Source organism: Paracoccus shandongensis, assembly GCF_017315735.1.
Taxonomy (GTDB): Bacteria; Pseudomonadota; Alphaproteobacteria; order Rhodobacterales; family Rhodobacteraceae; genus Paracoccus; species Paracoccus shandongensis.
On the sequence record NZ_JAFLRK010000003.1, the window covers coordinates 118,356 to 136,035 of the forward strand.

Below are 17,680 nucleotides of genomic sequence, written 5' to 3' on the forward strand. Positions count from 1 at the left end.
GCCATGAGATTCTCCTGCCCCCATGTATAATACCAACGCAATGCCAATCGAAAGCGGAAACCTTGGATCTTCATCATTTTCCATTTTTGGACCTGTTCCTGAACAATCGGCTTTACAAGTGGTATTAGTTTGGCATCTTGTTGCAGGCGGAGGAATCACATGAACCATCGCCAGACCGAACAGCGCCACCCCCAGGCCGACGGCCTGCACCTGCGCCCCGCGGCCGAGATCGGCGCGCTTTTCGTGCAGGCGCAGGCTGATGCGGTCCGCAGCCTGACCCCGGCCCTTGCCGCGATAACGGCGGTGGCCGAGGCTGCCGCGGCGGCGCTGCGGCGGGGCGGCAGGCTGGGTTACGCGGGCGCGGGCAGTTCGGGGCTGATGGCGCTGGCCGATGCGCTGGAACTGGCGGGCACCTTCGGCATCCCGCCCGACCGCACGCCCGTGCTGTTTGCGGGCGGGGCGGCGGCGCTGTTGCACATGCGTGGCGATGTCGAGGATGACGCGGACGCCGCAGCCGCCGATTTCCGGCGCAGCGGGCTGGCGCGCGGCGATGTGCTGGTCGTCGTCTCGGCCTCGGGCAGCACGCCCTATGCGCTGGCGGTGGCGGATGCGGCCCGGGCCGCCGGCGTGACCGTGGCGGGCATCGCCAACGTGGCGCCCTCGCCCCTGCTGGAGCGGGCCGACATCGCGGTCCATCTGGCGACGCCGCCGGAACTGGTGGCGGGATCGACCCGGCTGGGCGCGGGCACGGCGCAAAAGGCCGCGCTGAACCTGATGTCCGTGCTGATGGGCATCGGTCTGGGCCATGTCTATGACGGCTACATGGTCAATGTCCAGGCCGACAACGCCAAGCTGGCCGGGCGCGCCGCGCGGATCGTGGCCGACGTGGCCCGCGTGGACGAGGCGGCGGCACGGGACGCCCTGGCGCGGACCGGCGGCGGGGTGAAGCGGGCGATCCTGGTGGCGCGCGGCCACGCGCCCGAGGACGCGGAACGGGCGCTGCGGCAAAGCGGGGGGCACCTGGCGCCCCTGCTGGCCGTGGCGGAACAATGACCAACGGCGCGAACGCGCCCTTCGCAGGGAGATGAAGATGAAGAAGACGACCCTTGGACTGGCCCTTCTGGCGGGCACGATCCTGGGCGGGACAGCCTGGGCCCAGGATGTCACGCTGACCATCGAAAGCTGGCGCAACGACGACATCACCATCTGGCAGGACACCCTGATCCCCGCCTTTGAATCCGCCAATCCCGGCATCAAGCTGGTCTTCGCGCCCACGGCCCCGGCCGATTACAACGCCGTCCTGAATTCCAAGCTGGACGCGGGATCGGCGGGCGACCTGATCACCTGCCGCCCCTTCGACGCCTCGCTGGAGCTTTTCAACAAGGGCCAGCTTGCCGACCTGACCTCGCTTTCCTCCATGGCGAATTTCTCGGACGTGGCGAAATCGGCCTGGCAGACGGATGACGGCGCGGCCACCTTCTGCGTGCCGATGGCCTCGGTGATCCACGGCTTCCTGTATAACGCCGACGCCTTCGCCGAACTGGGGCTGACGCCCCCCGCGACCGAGGAGGAGTTCTTCGCCGTCCTGGACAAGATCAAGCAGGACGGCACCTATGTCCCGATGGCCATGGGCACCCAGGACCAGTGGGAAGCCGCGACCATGGGATACCAGAACATCGGCCCGAACTATTGGAAGGGCGAGGAAGGGCGCAAGGCGCTGATCGCGGGCACGCAGAAGCTGACCGACGAGCCCTGGGTCGCGCCCTTTGTCCAGCTTGCGAAGTGGAAGGATTACCTGGGCGACGGGTTCGAGGCGCAGACCTATCCCGACAGCCAGAACCTGTTCACCCTGGGCCGGGCCGCGATCTATCCGACCGGGTCGTGGGAAATCGGCGTGTTCAACCCGCAGGTGTCCTTCAAGATGGGCGCCTTCCCGCCGCCGGTGCCGAAGGCGGGCGATGAATGCTATATCTCGGATCATACCGACATCGCGCTTGGCATGAACGCCAAGACTGCCCACCCCGAGGAAACCAGGAAGTTCCTGGAATGGGTCGGCTCGGCCGAATTCGCCACGCTTTACGCCAACGCGCTGCCGGGCTTCTTCTCGCTGAACTCGACCGCGGTCGAGATGCAGGACCCGCTGGCCAAGGAATTCGTGTCCTGGCGCGAGAAGTGCCAGCCCACGATCCGCTCCACCTACCAAATCCTGTCGCGCGGCACGCCGAACCTGGAAAACGAGACCTGGAACGCCTCGGCCAACGTGATCCGCGGCACCGAGACGCCCGAGGACGCGGCCAGGCGCCTGCAGGAGGGCCTCGCCTCGTGGTATGAACCGCAAAAGGCGAAGTAAGCCGCGGGAACGGCTGGGGCCGACCGTCCCGGCCGTTCCTTCCCAGACAACCGGGCCAAGGGATGCGATCATGGCAAGGCAACGGCCGATCCGCTGGCATATCGCGGTGTTTCTGGCACCGGCGGTGCTGGTCTACAGCGCGATCATGATCCTGCCGCTGTTCAGCACGCTGAACCTGTCGCTGTTCACCCGGACGGCGGACGGCACCGCCTTCGTGGGCCTAGACAATTTCCGCACGCTTTTCGGCGATCCCCGCTGGTCGGCGGCCTTCTGGAACGCGCTTGGCAACAACCTGTGGTTCTTTGCCGTGCACATGCTGGTGCAGAACCCCATCGGCATCCTGCTGGCCGCGCTGCTGTCATCGCCCCGGCTGCGGTTTTCGGCCTTCTACCGTACGGCGATCTTCATTCCGACGATCCTCAGCTTCGTGGTGGTGGGCTTCATCTGGAAGCTGATCCTGTCGCCCTTGTGGGGCATCGCGCCGGGAATGCTGGACATGGTGGGGCTGAAAGGCCTGTTCGCCCCCTGGCTGGGGAAAGAGGAATACGCCCTGACCACGCTGGCCCTGATCTCGGTCTGGCAGTTCGTGGGCATCCCGATGATGCTGATCTATGCAGCCCTGCTGTCCATCCCCGACGACATCATCGAGGCGGCCGAGATGGACGGCATCACCGGCTGGTCGCAGTTCTGGCGCATCAAGCTGCCGCTGATCCTGCCCGCGATCGGCATCATCTCGATCCTGACCTTCGTGGGCAACTTCAACGCCTTTGACCTGATCTATGTCAGCCAGGGCGCGCTGGCGGGGCCGAACTTCGCCACCGATATCCTGGGGACGTTCCTCTATCGCACCTTCTTCGGCTTCCAGTTGCAGCTGGGCGACCCGCACATGGGCGCGACCATCGCCACCGCGATGTTCGGCATCATCCTGGTGGGCGTCTGCATCTATCTGTTCGGGATCCAGACGCGGCTGCGCCGCTATCAGTTCTGAGGGGACCGCCATGAGCCAGACCCGCCAGTCCCCCGCCCGCACCCTTGCCGCCCATGCGGTGCTGATCCTGTGGGTGCTGATCGCGCTGTTCCCGGTCTTCGTGACGGTGGTGAACAGCTTCAAGTCGAAAAAGGCGATCTTCACCGCGCCGCTGGCCCTGCCGGGGCCGGACACGTTCGATCTTGTCGGCTACCGCACGGTGGCGCAGCAGGGCGATTTCCTGGCCTATTTCCAGAACTCGCTGGTCGTGACCTGCCTCAGCCTGTTCCTGGTGCTGCTGTTCGGCGCCATGGCGGCCTTTGCGCTGTCGGAATACCGCTTCCGGGGCAACACGCTGATGGGGCTGTATCTGGCGCTTGGCATCATGATCCCGATCCGGCTGGGCACGGTGGCGATCCTGCAGATGATGGTGGCGACGGGGCTGGTGAACACGCTGACCGCCCTGGTGCTGGTCTATACGGCGCAGGGCCTGCCCTTGGCGGTGTTCATCCTGTCGGAATTCATGCGCAGCGTGTCCGACGACCTGAAGAACGCCGGGCGCATCGACGGGCTGTCGGAATACCGCATCTTCTTCCGGCTGGTCCTGCCGCTGGTCCGGCCCGCCATGGCGACGGTCGCGGTCTTCACCATGATCCCGATCTGGAACGACCTGTGGTTCCCGCTGATCCTGGCGCCCTCGGAATCCGCCAAGACCATCACCCTGGGCAGCCAGGTCTTCTTGGGCCAGTTCGTATCGAACTGGAACGCCGTCTTGGCCGCGCTGTCGCTGGCGATCCTGCCGGTGCTGGTCCTTTACCTGATCTTTTCCCGGCAGCTGATCCGGGGCATCACCGCAGGAGCCGTGAAATGATCCGCGTTCTGGTCGCAGGGCTTGGCACCATGGGCCAGAGCCACGCGCTGGCCTATCACAGGAATCCCGATTTCCAGATCGTGGGCCTGGTCAACCGCAGCCCGCGCCCCCTGGCCGAGGGGCTGGAGGATTACCCCTTCTTCGACGACTATGCGACGGCACTGGCCCAGACCAGGCCCGACCTGGTCTGCGTCGCCACCTATTCCGACAGCCATGCCGATTACGCCGTGGCCGCGATGGAGGCGGGCGCCCATGTCTTTGTCGAAAAGCCCCTTGCCACCACCGTGGCCGACGCGCAGCGGGTGGTCGATGCCGCCATCCACTTGGGCCGCAAGCTGGCCGTGGGTTACATCCTGCGCCACCATCCAAGCTGGCAGCGCCTGATCGCCGAGGCCCGCGCGCTTGGCGGCCCCTATGTCTTTCGCCTGAACCTGAACCAGCAAAGCTCGGGCCCCACATGGGAGGTTCACAAGGCCCTGATGCAGACCACCCCGCCCATCGTCGATTGCGGCGTGCATTATGTCGATGTGATGCTGCAGATCACCGACGCCGAGCCGGTCGAGGTGCGCGGCATGGGCCTGCGCCTGGCCGAGGACATCGCGCCCGACATGTACAATTACGGCCATTTCCAGGTGCTGTTCAGCGACGGTTCGCTGGGCTGGTACGAGGCGGGGTGGGGGCCGATGATGTCGGACACCGCCTTTTTCGTGAAGGACGTGGTCAGCCCCCGGGGCGCGGTTTCCATCAGGATGCCGGACGACGCGCGGTCGGACGACATCGACACCCATACGAAAACCGCGACCCTGCGGGTGCATCGGGTGGGGCAGGGGCGCCAGGATCTGTCCATGGCCGACGAGCCGGGCCACCAGGAACTCTGCGACCGCGAACAGGCCTTCATGGCCCGCGCCATCGCCGGGGATCTGGACCTGACGCGCCACATGCAGGACGCCGTCCGGTCGCTTGCCATCTGCCTTGCGGCGGATGAAAGCGTGCGGACCGGCCGGATCGTGAAACTGTAAGGACGGGGAATGGGCCAGCTAAGTCTTTCCGGCGTGACCAAGAATTTCGGTCCCGTCGATGTCATCAAGGGCGTGGACCTGCAGGTCGCGGACGGTGAATTCTGCGTCTTCGTCGGCCCCTCGGGCTGCGGGAAATCCACGCTTCTGCGCATGATCGCGGGGCTGGAGGATGTCAGCGGCGGCAGCGTGACGCTGGACGGGCGCGACATCACCCACCTGCCGCCCGCGCGACGCGAAATCGCCATGGTGTTCCAGTCATACGCCCTTTATCCGCACCTGACGGTGCGCGACAACATGGGCCTTGCGCTGAAGCAGGCGGGCCATCCCAAGGCCGAAATCCGCGCCGCCACCGACCGCGCCGCCGCCCTTTTGTCGCTGGACGCGCTGCTGGACCGCCGCCCCGCCAAACTGTCGGGCGGGCAACGCCAGCGCGTGGCCATCGGCCGCGCCATCGTGCGCCGCCCCAAGCTGTTCTTGTTCGACGAGCCCTTGTCGAACCTGGACGCCGCCCTGCGCGTCCAGACCCGGATCGAGATCGCCAAGCTGCACCGCGACCTGGGCGCGACCATGGTCTATGTCACCCATGACCAGGTCGAGGCGATGACGCTGGCCGACAAGATCGTGGTGCTGCGGGGGGGCCGGGTGGAACAGATCGGCGCGCCGATGCAGCTTTACAACGATCCCGACAACACCTTCGTGGCGGGCTTCATCGGATCGCCGCAGATGAACTTCCTGAACTCGGGCGCGATGGGCCTGTCGTCGCACAGCGCGGGCGTCCGGCCCGAACAGTTGCAGGTGACCGACGGCCCCGCCGCGATCGGGGGCACGGTCAGCCATGTCGAAAGGCTGGGCGGCGAGACGCTGGTCTATGTCCACACGCAGGACCACGGCCTGCTGACCGCGCGGCTGTTCGGCGAACATGACCGCGCCGTGGGCAGCGCGGTGGGGCTTGGCTTCGACCCGGCCCGGCTGTTCCATTTCGACAAGGACGGCCGCCGCCTGCGCTGACCGGCGGCCCCCCGTCAGCCCATCACCCGGGACCGGCCCAGCATCGGTCCTGCCGCCAGCTTGCGGCACAGCGCCAGAAAGGTTTCGCGTTCGGCCCCCGACAGGGGCGCGAACATCTCCTCCTGCCGGGCGGTGACGGCGGGCAGGATCTCCTCCAGCAGGGCCAGCCCCGACGGGGTGGGAAACAGCCGCTTGGCCCGGGCGTCCCCGGGCAGGGCTTCCTCTCGCACATGGCCGCGCCCGACCAGCAGGGCCACGGCGCGGCTGATGGTGTTCTGCGGGCGGGGGAACAGAACCTGGATGTCGCGCGCCCGCAGCCCCGGAAAGCAGGCGATGGCGTAAAGCGACGACCAGGCCTGCACCGGCATGGCGTGGCGGCGTTCGATGAAGCGGTCGGTGATCTGGTTGTTGGCCAGCACCACATGGCTGACCGCCATCAGATAGCGCAGATCGGAATCCATGATCCGGTCCAGCATCTGCCCGGCGTCCGGGCATTCGCCGGCGGCTTGCCTGTCATCCATGCCCTTCCCCCGGTGCGATTGCCGATCTTCCATTGCAGAATACATCCATTTGGATCAATTGTCCCGCCCAAGGGCGCTGCCCGTTCCCTGGCCGTTAGGATTCCCATGCCGCAGTTAATCGCCTTCTCCATCATCGCGCTGATCCTGTTCATCGGCGATGCCATCTCGACCCGGACGAAATCCTGGCTGCCCTCGGTCTTTGTCTGCGCCATCCTGTTCATGGCGGGATACTGGTCCTTCTTTCCGCAGGACATCGTGGCGGTGGCGGGCTTCCAGACGCCCATCGTGTTCCTGGCGATGTATCTGCTGATCACCAACATGGGCACGCTGCTGTCATTTGCGGAACTGTCGCGCCAGTGGCGCACGGTGGTGGTGTCGCTGGCGGGCATCGGCGGCATCATCGCCGCGCTGATGACCGCTGGCCTGGTAGTGTTGGATTACCAGACCGTGGTGGTCGCCACGCCGCCGCTGGTGGGGGGCGTTGTCGCCTCGCTCATCATGTCGCAGGCGGCGGCGGATGCGGGGCTGGCCAGCCTGTCGGTGCTGGCGATCCTGATCTATGTGATGCAGGGCTTCGCGGGCTATCCGCTGACCGCCGTGATGCTGAAGCGCGAAGGCCGCCGCGTGCTGGCGCTGCACCGCGCGGGCCGCTGGCAGTCGCGCGCGCCCCTGGACACCGGCAGCCATGCCGGGGACGCGGCACCCCCGCGCCTGTTTTCGGCCCTGCCCCCGGCCTATAACAGCTATTACTTCAAGTTCCTGCGCCTTGGCCTGGTGGCCCTGCTGGCCTGGGGCACGGCGGAACTGGCAAAGCCCGTGTTCGAGATCAGCCCCTTCGTGCTGTGCCTGGTCTTCGGCGTCATCGCCACATCGGCCGGGTTCCTGGAACGCCAGCCGCTGCGGGCGGCCAATGCCTTTGGCTTCACCATCCTGATCCTGATGGTCTTCATCTTCGACGGGCTGAAGCGCGCCACGCCCCAGATGCTGGGCGAACTGGCCTGGCCGCTGGTGGTCATCATCGGCATCGGCGTCCTTGGCATGTATCTTGCGTCCTGGATCGCGGGGCGGCTGCTGGGCTTCACGCCCGCGATGGCCTTCGCCTGCGCGCTGACCGCGCTTTACGGCTTTCCTGCCGACTACATCATCACGAACGAGGTCGTGAACAGCCTGTCCGACGATCCCGCCGAACGCGAGGTGCTGACGGCCCACATGCTGCCGCCGATGCTGGTCGCGGGCTTCGTGACCGTGACCATGGTGTCGGTCGTGCTGGCTGGCATCTTCGTGGGGCTGCTGTGATGCGTTACGCCGATCCCGCCCGCATCGAGGCCCTGATCGAGGGGCTGGACCGTTTCAACGCGACGCCGGGGCAGGGCACCACGCGCCTGACCTACAGCCCCGAGTTCCGCGCCGCCAGCGACTGGCTGGCCGCCCGGATGCGGGACGCGGGCCTGACCGTGCGCGAGGACGCGGTGGGCAACCTGTGGGGGCGGCTGGAAGGCCGCGACCCGGCGCTGGCCCCGGTGGTGATCGGGTCGCATTTCGATTCCGTGCCCCATGGCGGCCGCTTCGACGGCCCCGCCGGGGTCGTGGCCGGGATCGAGGTCGCGGCCCTGTTCCGCCAGCACGGCCTGACCCCCGGCCGCCCGGTCGAGGTGATCGCCATGATCGAGGAGGAAGGCGCGCGTTTCGGCGGCGGCCTGATGGCGTCCCGCATCCTGACGGGCCGGATGGACGCCGCCCGCCTGCACGACATCGCGGATGGGGCGGGCGTGACGGCGGCCGAGGCCCTGGCCGCCTATGGCCTGGATCCGGCCCGCGCGCATCAGGCGCGGCTGGCGCCGGGCGCGATCCATGTCTTTCTGGAACTGCATATCGAACAGGGGCCGGTGCTGGAAGCCCACGGGCAGGACGTTGCCATCGTGGACCGCATCGTCGGGCTGGCGCAGTTGAAGGCCACCTTCCGCGGCCAGGCGGGCCATGCGGGCACCACGCCCATGGCGAACCGCCGCGACGCGCTGGTGGGCGCGGTCACGGCCCTTGCCCAACTGCCCGACCTGGCCCGCCGCATCGGGCGCGACGCCGTCTTGACCGTGGGCCGGATGGAGGTTCTGCCGGGCGGCGCCAACGTGATCCCCGACCGGGTCAGCTTCACGGTGGACATCCGCGCACCCGAGGAAGGCGTCGTCACCGACCTGATCGCGCAAACCCGCGCGGTGATCGAGCAGGTGGGCGGCAACGGGCTCGGGGTCGAGATCGAACAGCAGCTTTTCGCCGCCCCCACGCCCCTGTCCGCCCCCCTGCACGCGGCGCTGACGCGCCATGCCGAAAGGCTGGGGCTGCAAGGCCGGACCATGGTCAGCGGCGCGGGCCATGACGCGATGATCTTTGCGGATTTCGCGCCGACCGGGCTGGTCTTCGTGCCAAGCCGCGACGGCATCTCGCACGCGCCGCAGGAATGGACGGATTTCGGCCAGCTTGCAAAGGGGGTCGACGTGCTGTTCCTGGCGGCCTGCGAGCTGACGGGCGTCAGGCCCCCCGCCTGAAGGCCGCCCCGGCCCCGCGATTTCAGCGGCCCATCCAGCCGCCGTCCACCGTCAGGATCGTGCCCGACACATAGTCCCACCACGCCTCGGGATGCTCGGTCGAACAGGCTCATGCCGCGCCCCCGATCTCGATCAGTGACTTCATGGCGGTCGCGTTGCCGTTCAGCGCGTCGGACGCGGCCTGCACGCCCGACAGGGGATGGCGGTCGGTGACAAGGCGGGCGATGGGCAGGCCCTCGGCGATCATCTGGATCGCGCGGTCGTAATCCTGCGGCTGATAGACGCGCGCGCCCAGCATCTCGATCTCGCGCCAGAAGAAGCGGAACAGGTCCACCTGCGGCCTTTGGGCGTGGATGGCGACCATCACGATCCGGCCCTGCGCGCCAGCCGGACGCGGCGCACGTCGTGGACGGCGACGTCCAGCGGCTCGACCATGGCCGCCACGTCCAGCGGCATGTCTGCGGGCAGGCGGTGCAGCGTGAAGGCCGGCACGATCCAGCGGCTCTGCATGGCGCCGTCGGTATAGAGGCCCAGGAACTTCATCCTGTGGCAGATATGGCTGCTGCCCGCCGCGCAGGCCGGGCAGTCGCCGCAGGGATGCAGCGGGCGGACCACCACCTTGTCGCCCGGGGACAGCCCCTCGACGCCCTCGCCGATGGCGGCGACGCGGCCCGATGTCTCGTGCCCGATGATCCGGTTCAACCCGACGCGGGCATCCATGTTGCCATGGAAGACATGCATGTCGGTCCCGCAGATGCCCACAAAGGCGATGTCCACCGCGACCTCTCCGGGTCCGGGCTGTTGCGGGGCGACGGGTTCGACGACGAAGCGGTGGTTTCCGCGATAGAAGGCAGCGTGATGGGTCATGAAGGGGCCTTTCAGCAGGGGATGGCATGGGGCGCAAGGCGCGCCCGGTCGAAGGTGACGCCCGTGCCGGGGGTGTCGGGCGCGACGCAGTGCAGCCCGTCCAGCACCGGCGAGCGGGTGGTGTATCGGTCGATGGGAAAGGAATGGACCTCGACCCAGCCGGCATTGGGCTGCGCGCCGACCAGGCTGACATGCAGTTCCTGCATTCCGTGCGAGCAGACCGGGATGCCGTGCCCGGCGCACAGCCGGGCCGCCCGCAACCAGCCGGTGATGCCGCCGCAGTTTGACGCATCCGGTTGCAGATAGGCGCAGCGCGACCGGGCGACGGCGTATTGGAATTCGTGGATCGTGTGCAGGTTCTCGCCCATGCCTGCCTTGTCCAGATTCATGGGCAGGCCACCTCAACCCATGCGGACCGTCATTGCCCAAGCTCTCAGCCAAAGGGATCAGCCGGCGGGCCAGGCAAGCATGCTCCAGGCCAAGATATCCACCTTGATGAACTGGAAGGCATCGATATTGTCCCTGTCCCATCCGATGATCTGCCGGTCTTCTCCATGCAGGGCAGCACCAAGACATCATCGCCGGCCTCAACATGGATCACCCGATCCGGACCAAGGCCTATCCGGTTCCGCCCGCATGGCCTTGTGGCGACCCCCTTACCAAGCCGTCCGCTGGATGGCCGGCCTGCGCAGGAGGCTGGAAAGGTTGATCGGGCTTGGCTACTCTGCTGCAACAGACAGGCCCGCACGCACCCCCCGCATCCAGCGACCGAGGGACCGCCATGACCCTGCACCAGAACGGCACGTCGGGCTCAAACCCCGAGGCAGAAGCGCCGCAGCGCCTGCTGTTTGTCGAGGATGATCGCGGGCTGAGCAGATTCCTGTGCCGTTATTTCACCGATCAGGGCTATCAGGTCGAGGCGGCGCATGATGGCGCCGGGATGCGCCGGCTTGTGGCGGGCAGGCGGTTCGATCTGGCGGTGCTGGACGTGGGCCTGCCGGGGCGCGAGGATGGATATGCGCTGGCGCGCGAACTGCGGCGGGATCACGCCATCGGCCTGATGTTTCTTTCAGCGCGGCAGGAACCGCTTGACCGCATTGTCGGCCTTGAAATCGGTGCCGACGATTTCCTGGTCAAGCCGTTCGAGCCGCGAGAGCTGCTGGCCCGCATCCGCGCCGTGCTGCGCCGCCTGCCGGGGCCGGGCGGGCCGCCGCAGGGGGGCGCGCGGCGGATCGGGTTCGACGGCTGGATGCTGGATCTCGATGCCCGCGTGCTGCGCGATGCGCAGGGCCGCGTGCAGGCCCTGACCACACAGGAGTTCAGCCTGCTGAGCGTGCTGGCGCAACGGCCGGGCCGCGTGCTGACCCGCGACCAGCTGCTGGATCTGACCGTCAGCCGGTCCTGGTCGCCCTATGACCGCTCGGTCGACGTGATGATCGGCAAGATCCGGCGCAAGCTGGGCGACAGCGGTCCTGACGGCCGCATCCGCACCATCCGCGGCATGGGCTACATGTTCTCGCCCGGGCCCTGACCCGGCGCGGTCCCCGGGGGCAGGCAGGGCAGGTCCAGCACGGCGCGCGCGCCGCCCCCTTCGGCATTGCCGATGCGGAACTCTCCGCCGCTGAGCAGCGCCAGCTGCTGGATCATCGGCAGGCCCAATCCGGTTCCCTCAGACTTGGTGGTGAACAGGGGCTCCAGCGCCCGTTCCAGCCCGCCGGGATCGAAGCCGGGGCCGTCATCCTCGACCGTCAGGCGGGCATAGTCCCCGCCGCGCCAGACGTGGCGCAGCGTCAGGCGCACCCGGCCACGACCCTCGGTCGCATCGCGCGCGTTGATGAGCAGGTTGACCACGGCGGTGCCGATCCCCCCTGCATCGACCGCGACCAGCAGGGGCGCGTCCGGCAGGTCGCAGTCGATCCGCATCCCGGCGCAAAGCGTGCGCGCCAGCATGGCCGCGGCGGTCCTGACCGGCAGGCGCATGTCCTGAAGCTCGGGCGGCCGGGACGGCTGGCGGGCAAAGCCCATCAGCCGGGTGACCAGATCGCCCGCCGTCACCGCCGCCTCCAGCGCATCGCCGGCATAGGGTTGCAGGCTGTCCCCAGGCGGCAACCGTTCGGCGATCACCGCCAGATTGGCACGGACGACGGCCAGCATGTTCCTGAAATCATGGGACAGCCCCGCCGCCAGTTGCGAGGTGGCCTCGATCTGGCGCATCAATGCCAGCTCGCGTTCCGCCCGCGCCATGGCCGCGCGCAAATCCACCAGCTGGAAGCAGCGCTGAAGCGCCCGCATCAGCTCGTCCAGGAAAAAGGGCTTGCGCAGATAGTCGTAGGCACCCGCCTTCAGCGCGGCAATGGCGCTGTCAACCGAGGCATAGGCGGTCATGATCACCATGACCAGGCCGGGATGGCGCGCGCAAAGCCGCGCCGCCAGCTCGGTCCCGTCCTCGGCGCGCAGGCGGATGTCGATCAGCACCACGTCGACCGGCTCGGATTCGAGCATGGCCCATGCCGTCGCCCCGTCCGGCGCGATGCGGCAGCCCACGCCCTCCAGCGCCAGGGCGCGCGACATCGACACCGCGAAATCGGCGTCGTCGTCGATGATCAGCAGCCGCCGCGCCATCACGGCTCGGCAAGGCTGAGGCGCATCACCGTGCCCTGGGGGCCGCTTTGCGCGATCCAGGCGTCGCCGCCGTGCAGTTCGGCCACGCGGCGCACCAGCGACAGCCCCAGTCCAACCCCCGCTTCCTTGGTCGTGACCAGGGGATCGAAGGCCCGCGCCTCGATTTCAGGGGCAAGGCCGGGGCCGTTGTCTTCGACCTCGAGGATGGTGCGCGCGCCCTCGCGCATGACCCGCAGGGTGACGCGCGGCACCCGGCCGGGAACGGATTCCGCCGCGTGCAGGCCGTTCTCGATCAGGTTGCGAATGGCGAACTGCAGCCGCGCCGGATCGCAGCGCAGCCTCATTCCGGCCGGAACCTCGAGGGCGATCCGGGACGCGGCGGGATGATCGACCAGAAGCCCGTCCAGCCAGTCGCGCAGGTCGATCGAGACGGTTTCGTGCGCGCCCTGCCGGGCAAAGTCCAGAAGGATGTCGATGATGCGGCTGCAGCGCGTGATGTTGCGCCGGATGCGCTGGACATCGTCGGCGGCCTCGGGCCCAAGGCCAGGGCCGCGCGAGATCACCTCGACCGAACTGGCGATGGTGCCGAGGGGATTGCGCAACTCGTGGCTGATCGTGGCGGCAACCTCGCCGATGGCGGCCAGCCGCTGCCGGATCGCCAGTTCGCGCTGCGTCAGGCCAAGGCGGCGCAGCGCGTCGATCAGGTCTTCTTCGGTCAGGCGCCGCCGTTCGTTCGCCATCACGGCCCAGAAGGCCAGCAGCGCCAGAAGCGGCACCGAGCCCAGCAGCACATGCGTCAGCACCTGCCGGTCATGCAGGTTCGCGGCCAGATGCCGCGCGACCAGATACAGCATTCCCAGGCCGGCCATCAGCAGCACGAAGACCACCGCCACCTGCAAGGCCAGCCGGCCAAGGCGCGGCGGCATCCGGCGCAGGCGAAGGTCCGGCGCGGCGGGGTCGAGCGATCCGGGCGCGCGGCCGCGCTTGCAGAAGTCCCGGCAATGCGGTTCGAGGCTGCAGCAGAGCGAGCAGATCGGCCGTTCGTAGAAGGTGCAATAGGCCATGTCGCCGGTCGCATAGCCGTGGCTGCAGATGGCGCAGTCGCAGGTGTCGCGGTTGCGGAACACATGCGGTTCTCGCGCGATGAAGCCCTGCCCGCGGCGGATCAGCCCCAGGCAGGTGGCCGCGGCAAGCGACAGGGCAAAGGCGATCGGCGCCGACCAGGCCTGCGCCATCGGCCCGGCAAGACCGGCGTGAAGTGCCAGCCCCGTCAACGCGCCCACCGCCATGCCGCCGCAGCCGACCGGGTTGAAATCGGGCAGATGGGCCCGCCGGAACTCGATCCGCGCCGGGCTGAGCCGCAGCGGCTTGAGCACCGCAAGATCGGCAAAGATCGCCCCCAGCCAGGCCAGCGCCAGGCTGGCATAGATCGCCAGCACCGCCTCGAGCGTGGCGAAGACGCCCATCAGCATCAGCGTGCAGCTGATCGCGACATGGATCAGCAGCCAGATCAGCCGCCCCGGATGATAGCGCGCCACCCGCAGGAAGAAGTTCGACTGCGCCAGCGATCCGGCATAGGCATTGGTCACGTTGATCTTCACCTGCGCAAGCACGATATAGGCCGTCGCCACCAGCAGCGCCGTGCGCGGGCCGAACAGGTATTCGTAGGCGTGCCAGAACATGCCGATCGGCTCGGCGGCGAAGTCGGGGGCCATGCCGTCGCCCATGGCAAGCCAGGCCAGAAAGCTTCCCATCAGCACCTTGGTGCCGCCGATCAGGATCCAGCCCGGCCCGGCCAGGATCAGCGCGCCCCACCAGCCCGCACGCGACGTCGCCTCGCGCGGGGGCAGGAAGCGCAGGTAATCCGCCTGCTCGCCGATCTGCAGTGTCAGGGCACACAGCACCCCGATGGCGCCGCCCAGGGACAGCAGGCTGAAGGCGGGGCCCGGCGCCGCCAGCCAGCGTGCCGCCGCATCGGGTTCGGTCCAGACGATGGCGGCGAAGGGCAGCAGGGCAAGCACGATCCAGGGCAGCTGGGTCACCACCTGAAAGCGCGAGATGGCCGTCATCCCGCGCGAGGCGACGGGCAGGATCGCCAGCGCCGACAACAGATAGCCCAGCGGCAGCGGCAGGCCGAAGCAGACCAGCAACGCCTGGCCGATGATCACCCCTTCGAGCGCGAAGAAGATGATGGTGTATGTCGCATAGATCAGCGAGGTGATCGCCGATCCGATATAGCCGAAACCGGCCCCGCGGGTCAGCAGATCCATGTCCACATTGGACCGGGCCACGTGATAGGCGATGGGCAGACCCGTCACGAAGATGAAGAGCGAGGCGATCACCACCGCCACCACGGTCACATGCACCCCCCACGAAATGGTCAGCGCGGCCCCGATGGCCTCGAGCGCCAGGAACGAGATGCCGCCAAGCGCGGTATGGGTGATGGTGGCGGGGCGCCAGCGGCGGTGGCTGGCGGGCGCATAGCGCAGGGCGTAATCCTCGATCGTCTCGTCCGCGACCCAGGATTGATAGCTGCGCGGGGCGGGCTCCATTCCGGGAAAGCCCGGCGCGATCCGCGGCGGCCCGCCCCCATCCCCCGGATCGCCCTGCCTGTTCATGCTGCCTCCCCTGGGGTTCCCCTCGCGATCACCAGTTACATGAAATTACAATCCGCGGGGTTTTGCCATGCATGGCGATTACATGACGGTTCCACCCTGCCTCCTGTGACCGGCCGCCCGCCGGCCCGCAAGCAGGGAGGAGAAGATGTCGAGAACCGTATTCAAGGTCGATCTGAACACGGCCCCGGAAGAGGCCACGCAAAAGCCGCACAACCGCTGGCATCCCGACATTCCGATGGTCGAGACCTTCAAGCCCGGCGAGGTCCTGCGCGTCGAATGCTATGACTGGACCGGCGGCCAGATCGGCAACAACGACAGTGCCAACGACATTCGCGATGTCGATCTGACGCGGGTGCATTACCTGTCGGGGCCATTCGGCTTCGAGGGGGCCGAGCCGGGCGATCTGCTGGTGGTGGACATCCTCGACATCGGCGCGCTGCCAGAATCGCGGTGGGGCTTCAACGGCCTTTTCGCCAAGGAAAACGGCGGCGGCTTCCTGACCGAACATTACCCGCAGGCCACCAAGTCGATCTGGGACTTCGAGGGGATCTATACGACCTCGCGCCATATTCCCGGGGTGCGCTATCCGGGCCTGATCCATCCGGGCCTGATCGGCTGTCTTCCCGATCACAAGCTGCTGGCCGAGGCGAACCGGCGCGAAGCCGCCCTGATCGCCACCGATCCCGACCGCGTTCCGCCCCTGGCCGCCCCGCCCCATGCCGCGACCGCCCTGATGGGCGAGATGAGCGGCACCGCCGCACAGCGCGCGGCCGAGGAAGCCTGGCGGACCGTGCCCCCGCGCGAACACGGCGGCAACTGCGACATCAAGAATCTGTCGCGCGGCTCCAAGGTCTATTTCCCCGTCTATGTGAAGGGCGGCGGCCTTTCGATGGGCGATATCCATTTCAGCCAGGGTGATGGCGAGATCACCTTCTGCGGCGCCATCGAGATGGCCGGCTGGATCGAGATCAAGGTCGAGATCATCAAGGGCGGGATGGCCAAGTACGGGGTCATCAACCCGATCTTCCGGCCATCCCCCATCGACCCGCATTTCGACGACTATCTGATCTTCGAGGGCATCTCGGTCGACGAGCATACCGGCGAGCAATATTATCTCGATGCCCATGTCGCCTATCGCCGGGCCTGCCTGAACGCCATCGAATACCTCAAGAAGTTCGGCTATTCGGGCGAACAGGCCTACATGATCCTGGGCACCGCCCCGGTCGAGGGCCGCATCGCCGGCATCGTGGACATCCCCAACGTCTGCGCCACCCTGGCCATTCCCACGGCCATCTTCGACTTCGACATCCGGCCCAACGGCGACGGGCCCAAGCGTTCGGTGCCCGAGGTGTCGGTCGCGCGGACAAGCTGACGGCTTGATGCGCGCGCCCCCCGATCCAGGGGCGCGCGCTGTTCCACGGGAGGCAAGTCCATGCTGCTTGGTTTTCTGTTGTTCTATGTTGGCGCGGTCCTGTTTCTGAACGGGCTGTGGCTCATGGGCAGGATCGAGGACCGCGAGATCGTGGTGATCAACGTGGTCTCGGGGCTGGTCGCGGGGGGCGTGGTGGTCCAAGGCGCCTTCGGTCCCGGGGCCGACCCGCAGTCGGTGCGGGCGGCGGCGCTGACGCTGATGTTCAGCACGACCTATTTCTGGGTCGCCCACAACCGGCTTGTGGCGGTGGACGGCCGGGGTCTGGGCTGGTTCAGCCTGTTCGTGGCGCTGACCACGGTGCCCGTCTTCCTGCGCGCCCTCGCCGCCGCCGGATCGCCCGCAGAGCTGTGGCTGGCCGGCAACTGGCTGGTCTGGGGCGTGCTGTGGTTCATGTATTTCCTGCTGCTGGCCCTGGGGCGGCCGATCCTGCGGGCCACCGCCTGGGTGACGCTGCTGGCCGGCATCCTGACCGGCTGGCTGCCCGGTTTCCTGATGCTTGACGGAGTGATGTAAGGAATGCGCCATGCCCATCTATGACTTCGCCTGTCCTGAACACGGCATCTTCAACGGCTGGATGAGCTATCAGGCCAGCCGTGACGGTGCCCCCTGTCCCCGGTGCGGAACCGTGGCCGGGGTGCTGCCCGCCCTGCCGCAGGTCAGCACCCTGTCCAGCGGCTTGCGCGGGGCCGAACGCCGGGCCGAGGCCACGTCGGCAGAGCCCCGGGTGGTCAAGCGCGGCCACCTTCCCAGTTGCGGCTGCACCCTGTGCAGGACAAAGGCGCCGCCCACATCCCGGCGCTGGATGCTGGGACAATGCTAGCGGATCGTCATCCGCAGCATCCCTAAAAGGCCGCCTTGCTGA

General features: G+C 67.7%; 18 protein-coding genes. 12 read left to right on the plus strand and 6 right to left on the minus strand.

The genetic code is table 11. The features are described 5' to 3' along the window. The first annotated feature begins 159 nt into the window (after positions 1–159). From JX613_RS04220 to JX613_RS04245, 6 genes are all read left to right on the plus strand, one after another. Positions 160–1,053: an N-acetylmuramic acid 6-phosphate etherase gene (locus tag JX613_RS04220; protein ID WP_207100215.1), complete on the plus strand. Its 894-nt coding sequence runs from the start codon at positions 160–162 to the stop codon at positions 1,051–1,053. A 31-nt stretch (positions 1,054–1,084) separates the two neighbouring features. Beyond that, on the plus strand, positions 1,085–2,350 hold the full coding sequence (locus JX613_RS04225) for an ABC transporter substrate-binding protein (RefSeq protein ID WP_419538807.1): 1,266 nt from the start codon (positions 1,085–1,087) through the stop codon (positions 2,348–2,350). Between the two features lie 70 nt (positions 2,351–2,420). Next, entirely contained in the window at positions 2,421–3,338 is a 918-nt protein-coding gene (locus JX613_RS04230; protein ID WP_207100217.1) for a carbohydrate ABC transporter permease, read from the plus strand. Between the two features lie 10 nt (positions 3,339–3,348). Continuing rightward, positions 3,349–4,188 carry a carbohydrate ABC transporter permease gene (locus JX613_RS04235; RefSeq protein WP_207100218.1) on the plus strand — a complete coding sequence of 280 codons (840 nt, stop codon included), beginning with the start codon at positions 3,349–3,351 and terminating at the stop codon, positions 4,186–4,188. Then, positions 4,185–5,207, plus strand: a complete 1,023-nt coding sequence (locus tag JX613_RS04240) for a Gfo/Idh/MocA family protein (protein WP_207100219.1) — start codon at positions 4,185–4,187, stop codon at positions 5,205–5,207. Before JX613_RS04235 ends, JX613_RS04240 begins: the two co-directional genes overlap by 4 nt. A 9-nt stretch (positions 5,208–5,216) precedes the next feature. Further along, positions 5,217–6,215, plus strand: coding sequence for an ABC transporter ATP-binding protein (locus JX613_RS04245; RefSeq protein WP_207100220.1), 999 nt, complete (start codon positions 5,217–5,219; stop codon positions 6,213–6,215). Between the two features lie 14 nt (positions 6,216–6,229). Here the strand turns inward: JX613_RS04245 and JX613_RS04250 are convergent, their stop codons facing one another. Beyond that, on the minus strand, positions 6,230–6,736 hold the full coding sequence (locus JX613_RS04250; protein ID WP_237168346.1) for a MarR family winged helix-turn-helix transcriptional regulator: 507 nt from the start codon (positions 6,734–6,736) through the stop codon (positions 6,230–6,232). 105 nt (positions 6,737–6,841) lie between these two features. On the opposite strand from JX613_RS04250, the gene JX613_RS04255 reads away from it, so the two are divergent. After that, positions 6,842–8,032, plus strand: coding sequence for a hypothetical protein (locus JX613_RS04255; protein WP_207100221.1), 1,191 nt, complete (start codon positions 6,842–6,844; stop codon positions 8,030–8,032). Further along, on the plus strand, positions 8,032–9,279 hold the full coding sequence (locus JX613_RS04260; RefSeq protein WP_207100222.1) for a Zn-dependent hydrolase: 1,248 nt from the start codon (positions 8,032–8,034) through the stop codon (positions 9,277–9,279). The genes JX613_RS04255 and JX613_RS04260 overlap by 1 nt, the downstream gene beginning before the upstream one ends. A 109-nt stretch (positions 9,280–9,388) precedes the next feature. On the opposite strand, the gene JX613_RS19720 is transcribed toward JX613_RS04260, so the two are convergent. Genes JX613_RS19720 through JX613_RS04270 form a run of 3 tightly spaced genes read right to left on the minus strand, consistent with a single transcriptional unit; the run spans position 9,389 to position 10,535 of the window. After that, positions 9,389–9,646 carry a hypothetical protein gene (locus tag JX613_RS19720; protein WP_237168347.1) on the minus strand — a complete coding sequence of 86 codons (258 nt, stop codon included), beginning with the start codon at positions 9,644–9,646 and terminating at the stop codon, positions 9,389–9,391. Further along, positions 9,643–10,146, minus strand: a complete 504-nt coding sequence (locus JX613_RS04265) for a zinc-dependent alcohol dehydrogenase (protein WP_237168348.1) — start codon at positions 10,144–10,146, stop codon at positions 9,643–9,645. Before JX613_RS04265 ends, JX613_RS19720 begins: the two co-directional genes overlap by 4 nt. Before the next feature lie 11 nt (positions 10,147–10,157). Then, a complete protein-coding gene (locus JX613_RS04270; protein ID WP_207100223.1) occupies positions 10,158–10,535 on the minus strand; it encodes an enolase C-terminal domain-like protein in 378 nt (125 codons plus the stop codon). A gap of 392 nt (positions 10,536–10,927) precedes the next feature. Between JX613_RS04270 and JX613_RS04275 the strand changes: the two genes are divergently transcribed. Then, entirely contained in the window at positions 10,928–11,677 is a 750-nt protein-coding gene (locus tag JX613_RS04275) for a response regulator (protein WP_207100224.1), read from the plus strand. Here the strand turns inward: JX613_RS04275 and JX613_RS04280 are convergent. Then, positions 11,653–12,768 (minus strand): sensor histidine kinase, encoded by a 1,116-nt coding sequence (locus JX613_RS04280; protein WP_207100225.1) that lies wholly within the window; start codon positions 12,766–12,768, stop codon positions 11,653–11,655. The two genes, JX613_RS04275 and JX613_RS04280, sit on opposite strands and share 25 nt — an antisense overlap. Next, the gene (locus JX613_RS04285; protein WP_207100226.1) at positions 12,768–15,386 is read right to left on the minus strand and encodes an ATP-binding protein; all 2,619 of its coding nucleotides are present in this window, start codon (positions 15,384–15,386) and stop codon (positions 12,768–12,770) included. Before JX613_RS04285 ends, JX613_RS04280 begins: the two co-directional genes overlap by 1 nt. Before the next feature lie 145 nt (positions 15,387–15,531). Between JX613_RS04285 and fmdA the strand changes: the two genes are divergently transcribed. From fmdA to JX613_RS04300, 3 genes are read left to right on the plus strand one after another with little or no spacing between them, the layout of a single operon-like run. Continuing rightward, positions 15,532–16,758, plus strand: a complete 1,227-nt coding sequence (fmdA, locus tag JX613_RS04290) for a formamidase (protein ID WP_207100227.1) — start codon at positions 15,532–15,534, stop codon at positions 16,756–16,758. Positions 16,759–16,818: 60 nt separating this feature from the next. Further along, the gene (locus tag JX613_RS04295) at positions 16,819–17,331 is read left to right on the plus strand and encodes an AmiS/UreI family transporter (RefSeq protein ID WP_207100228.1); all 513 of its coding nucleotides are present in this window, start codon (positions 16,819–16,821) and stop codon (positions 17,329–17,331) included. 10 nt (positions 17,332–17,341) lie between these two features. Continuing rightward, positions 17,342–17,638 (plus strand): zinc ribbon domain-containing protein, encoded by a 297-nt coding sequence (locus JX613_RS04300; RefSeq protein WP_207100229.1) that lies wholly within the window; start codon positions 17,342–17,344, stop codon positions 17,636–17,638. Positions 17,639–17,680 lie beyond the last annotated feature (42 nt).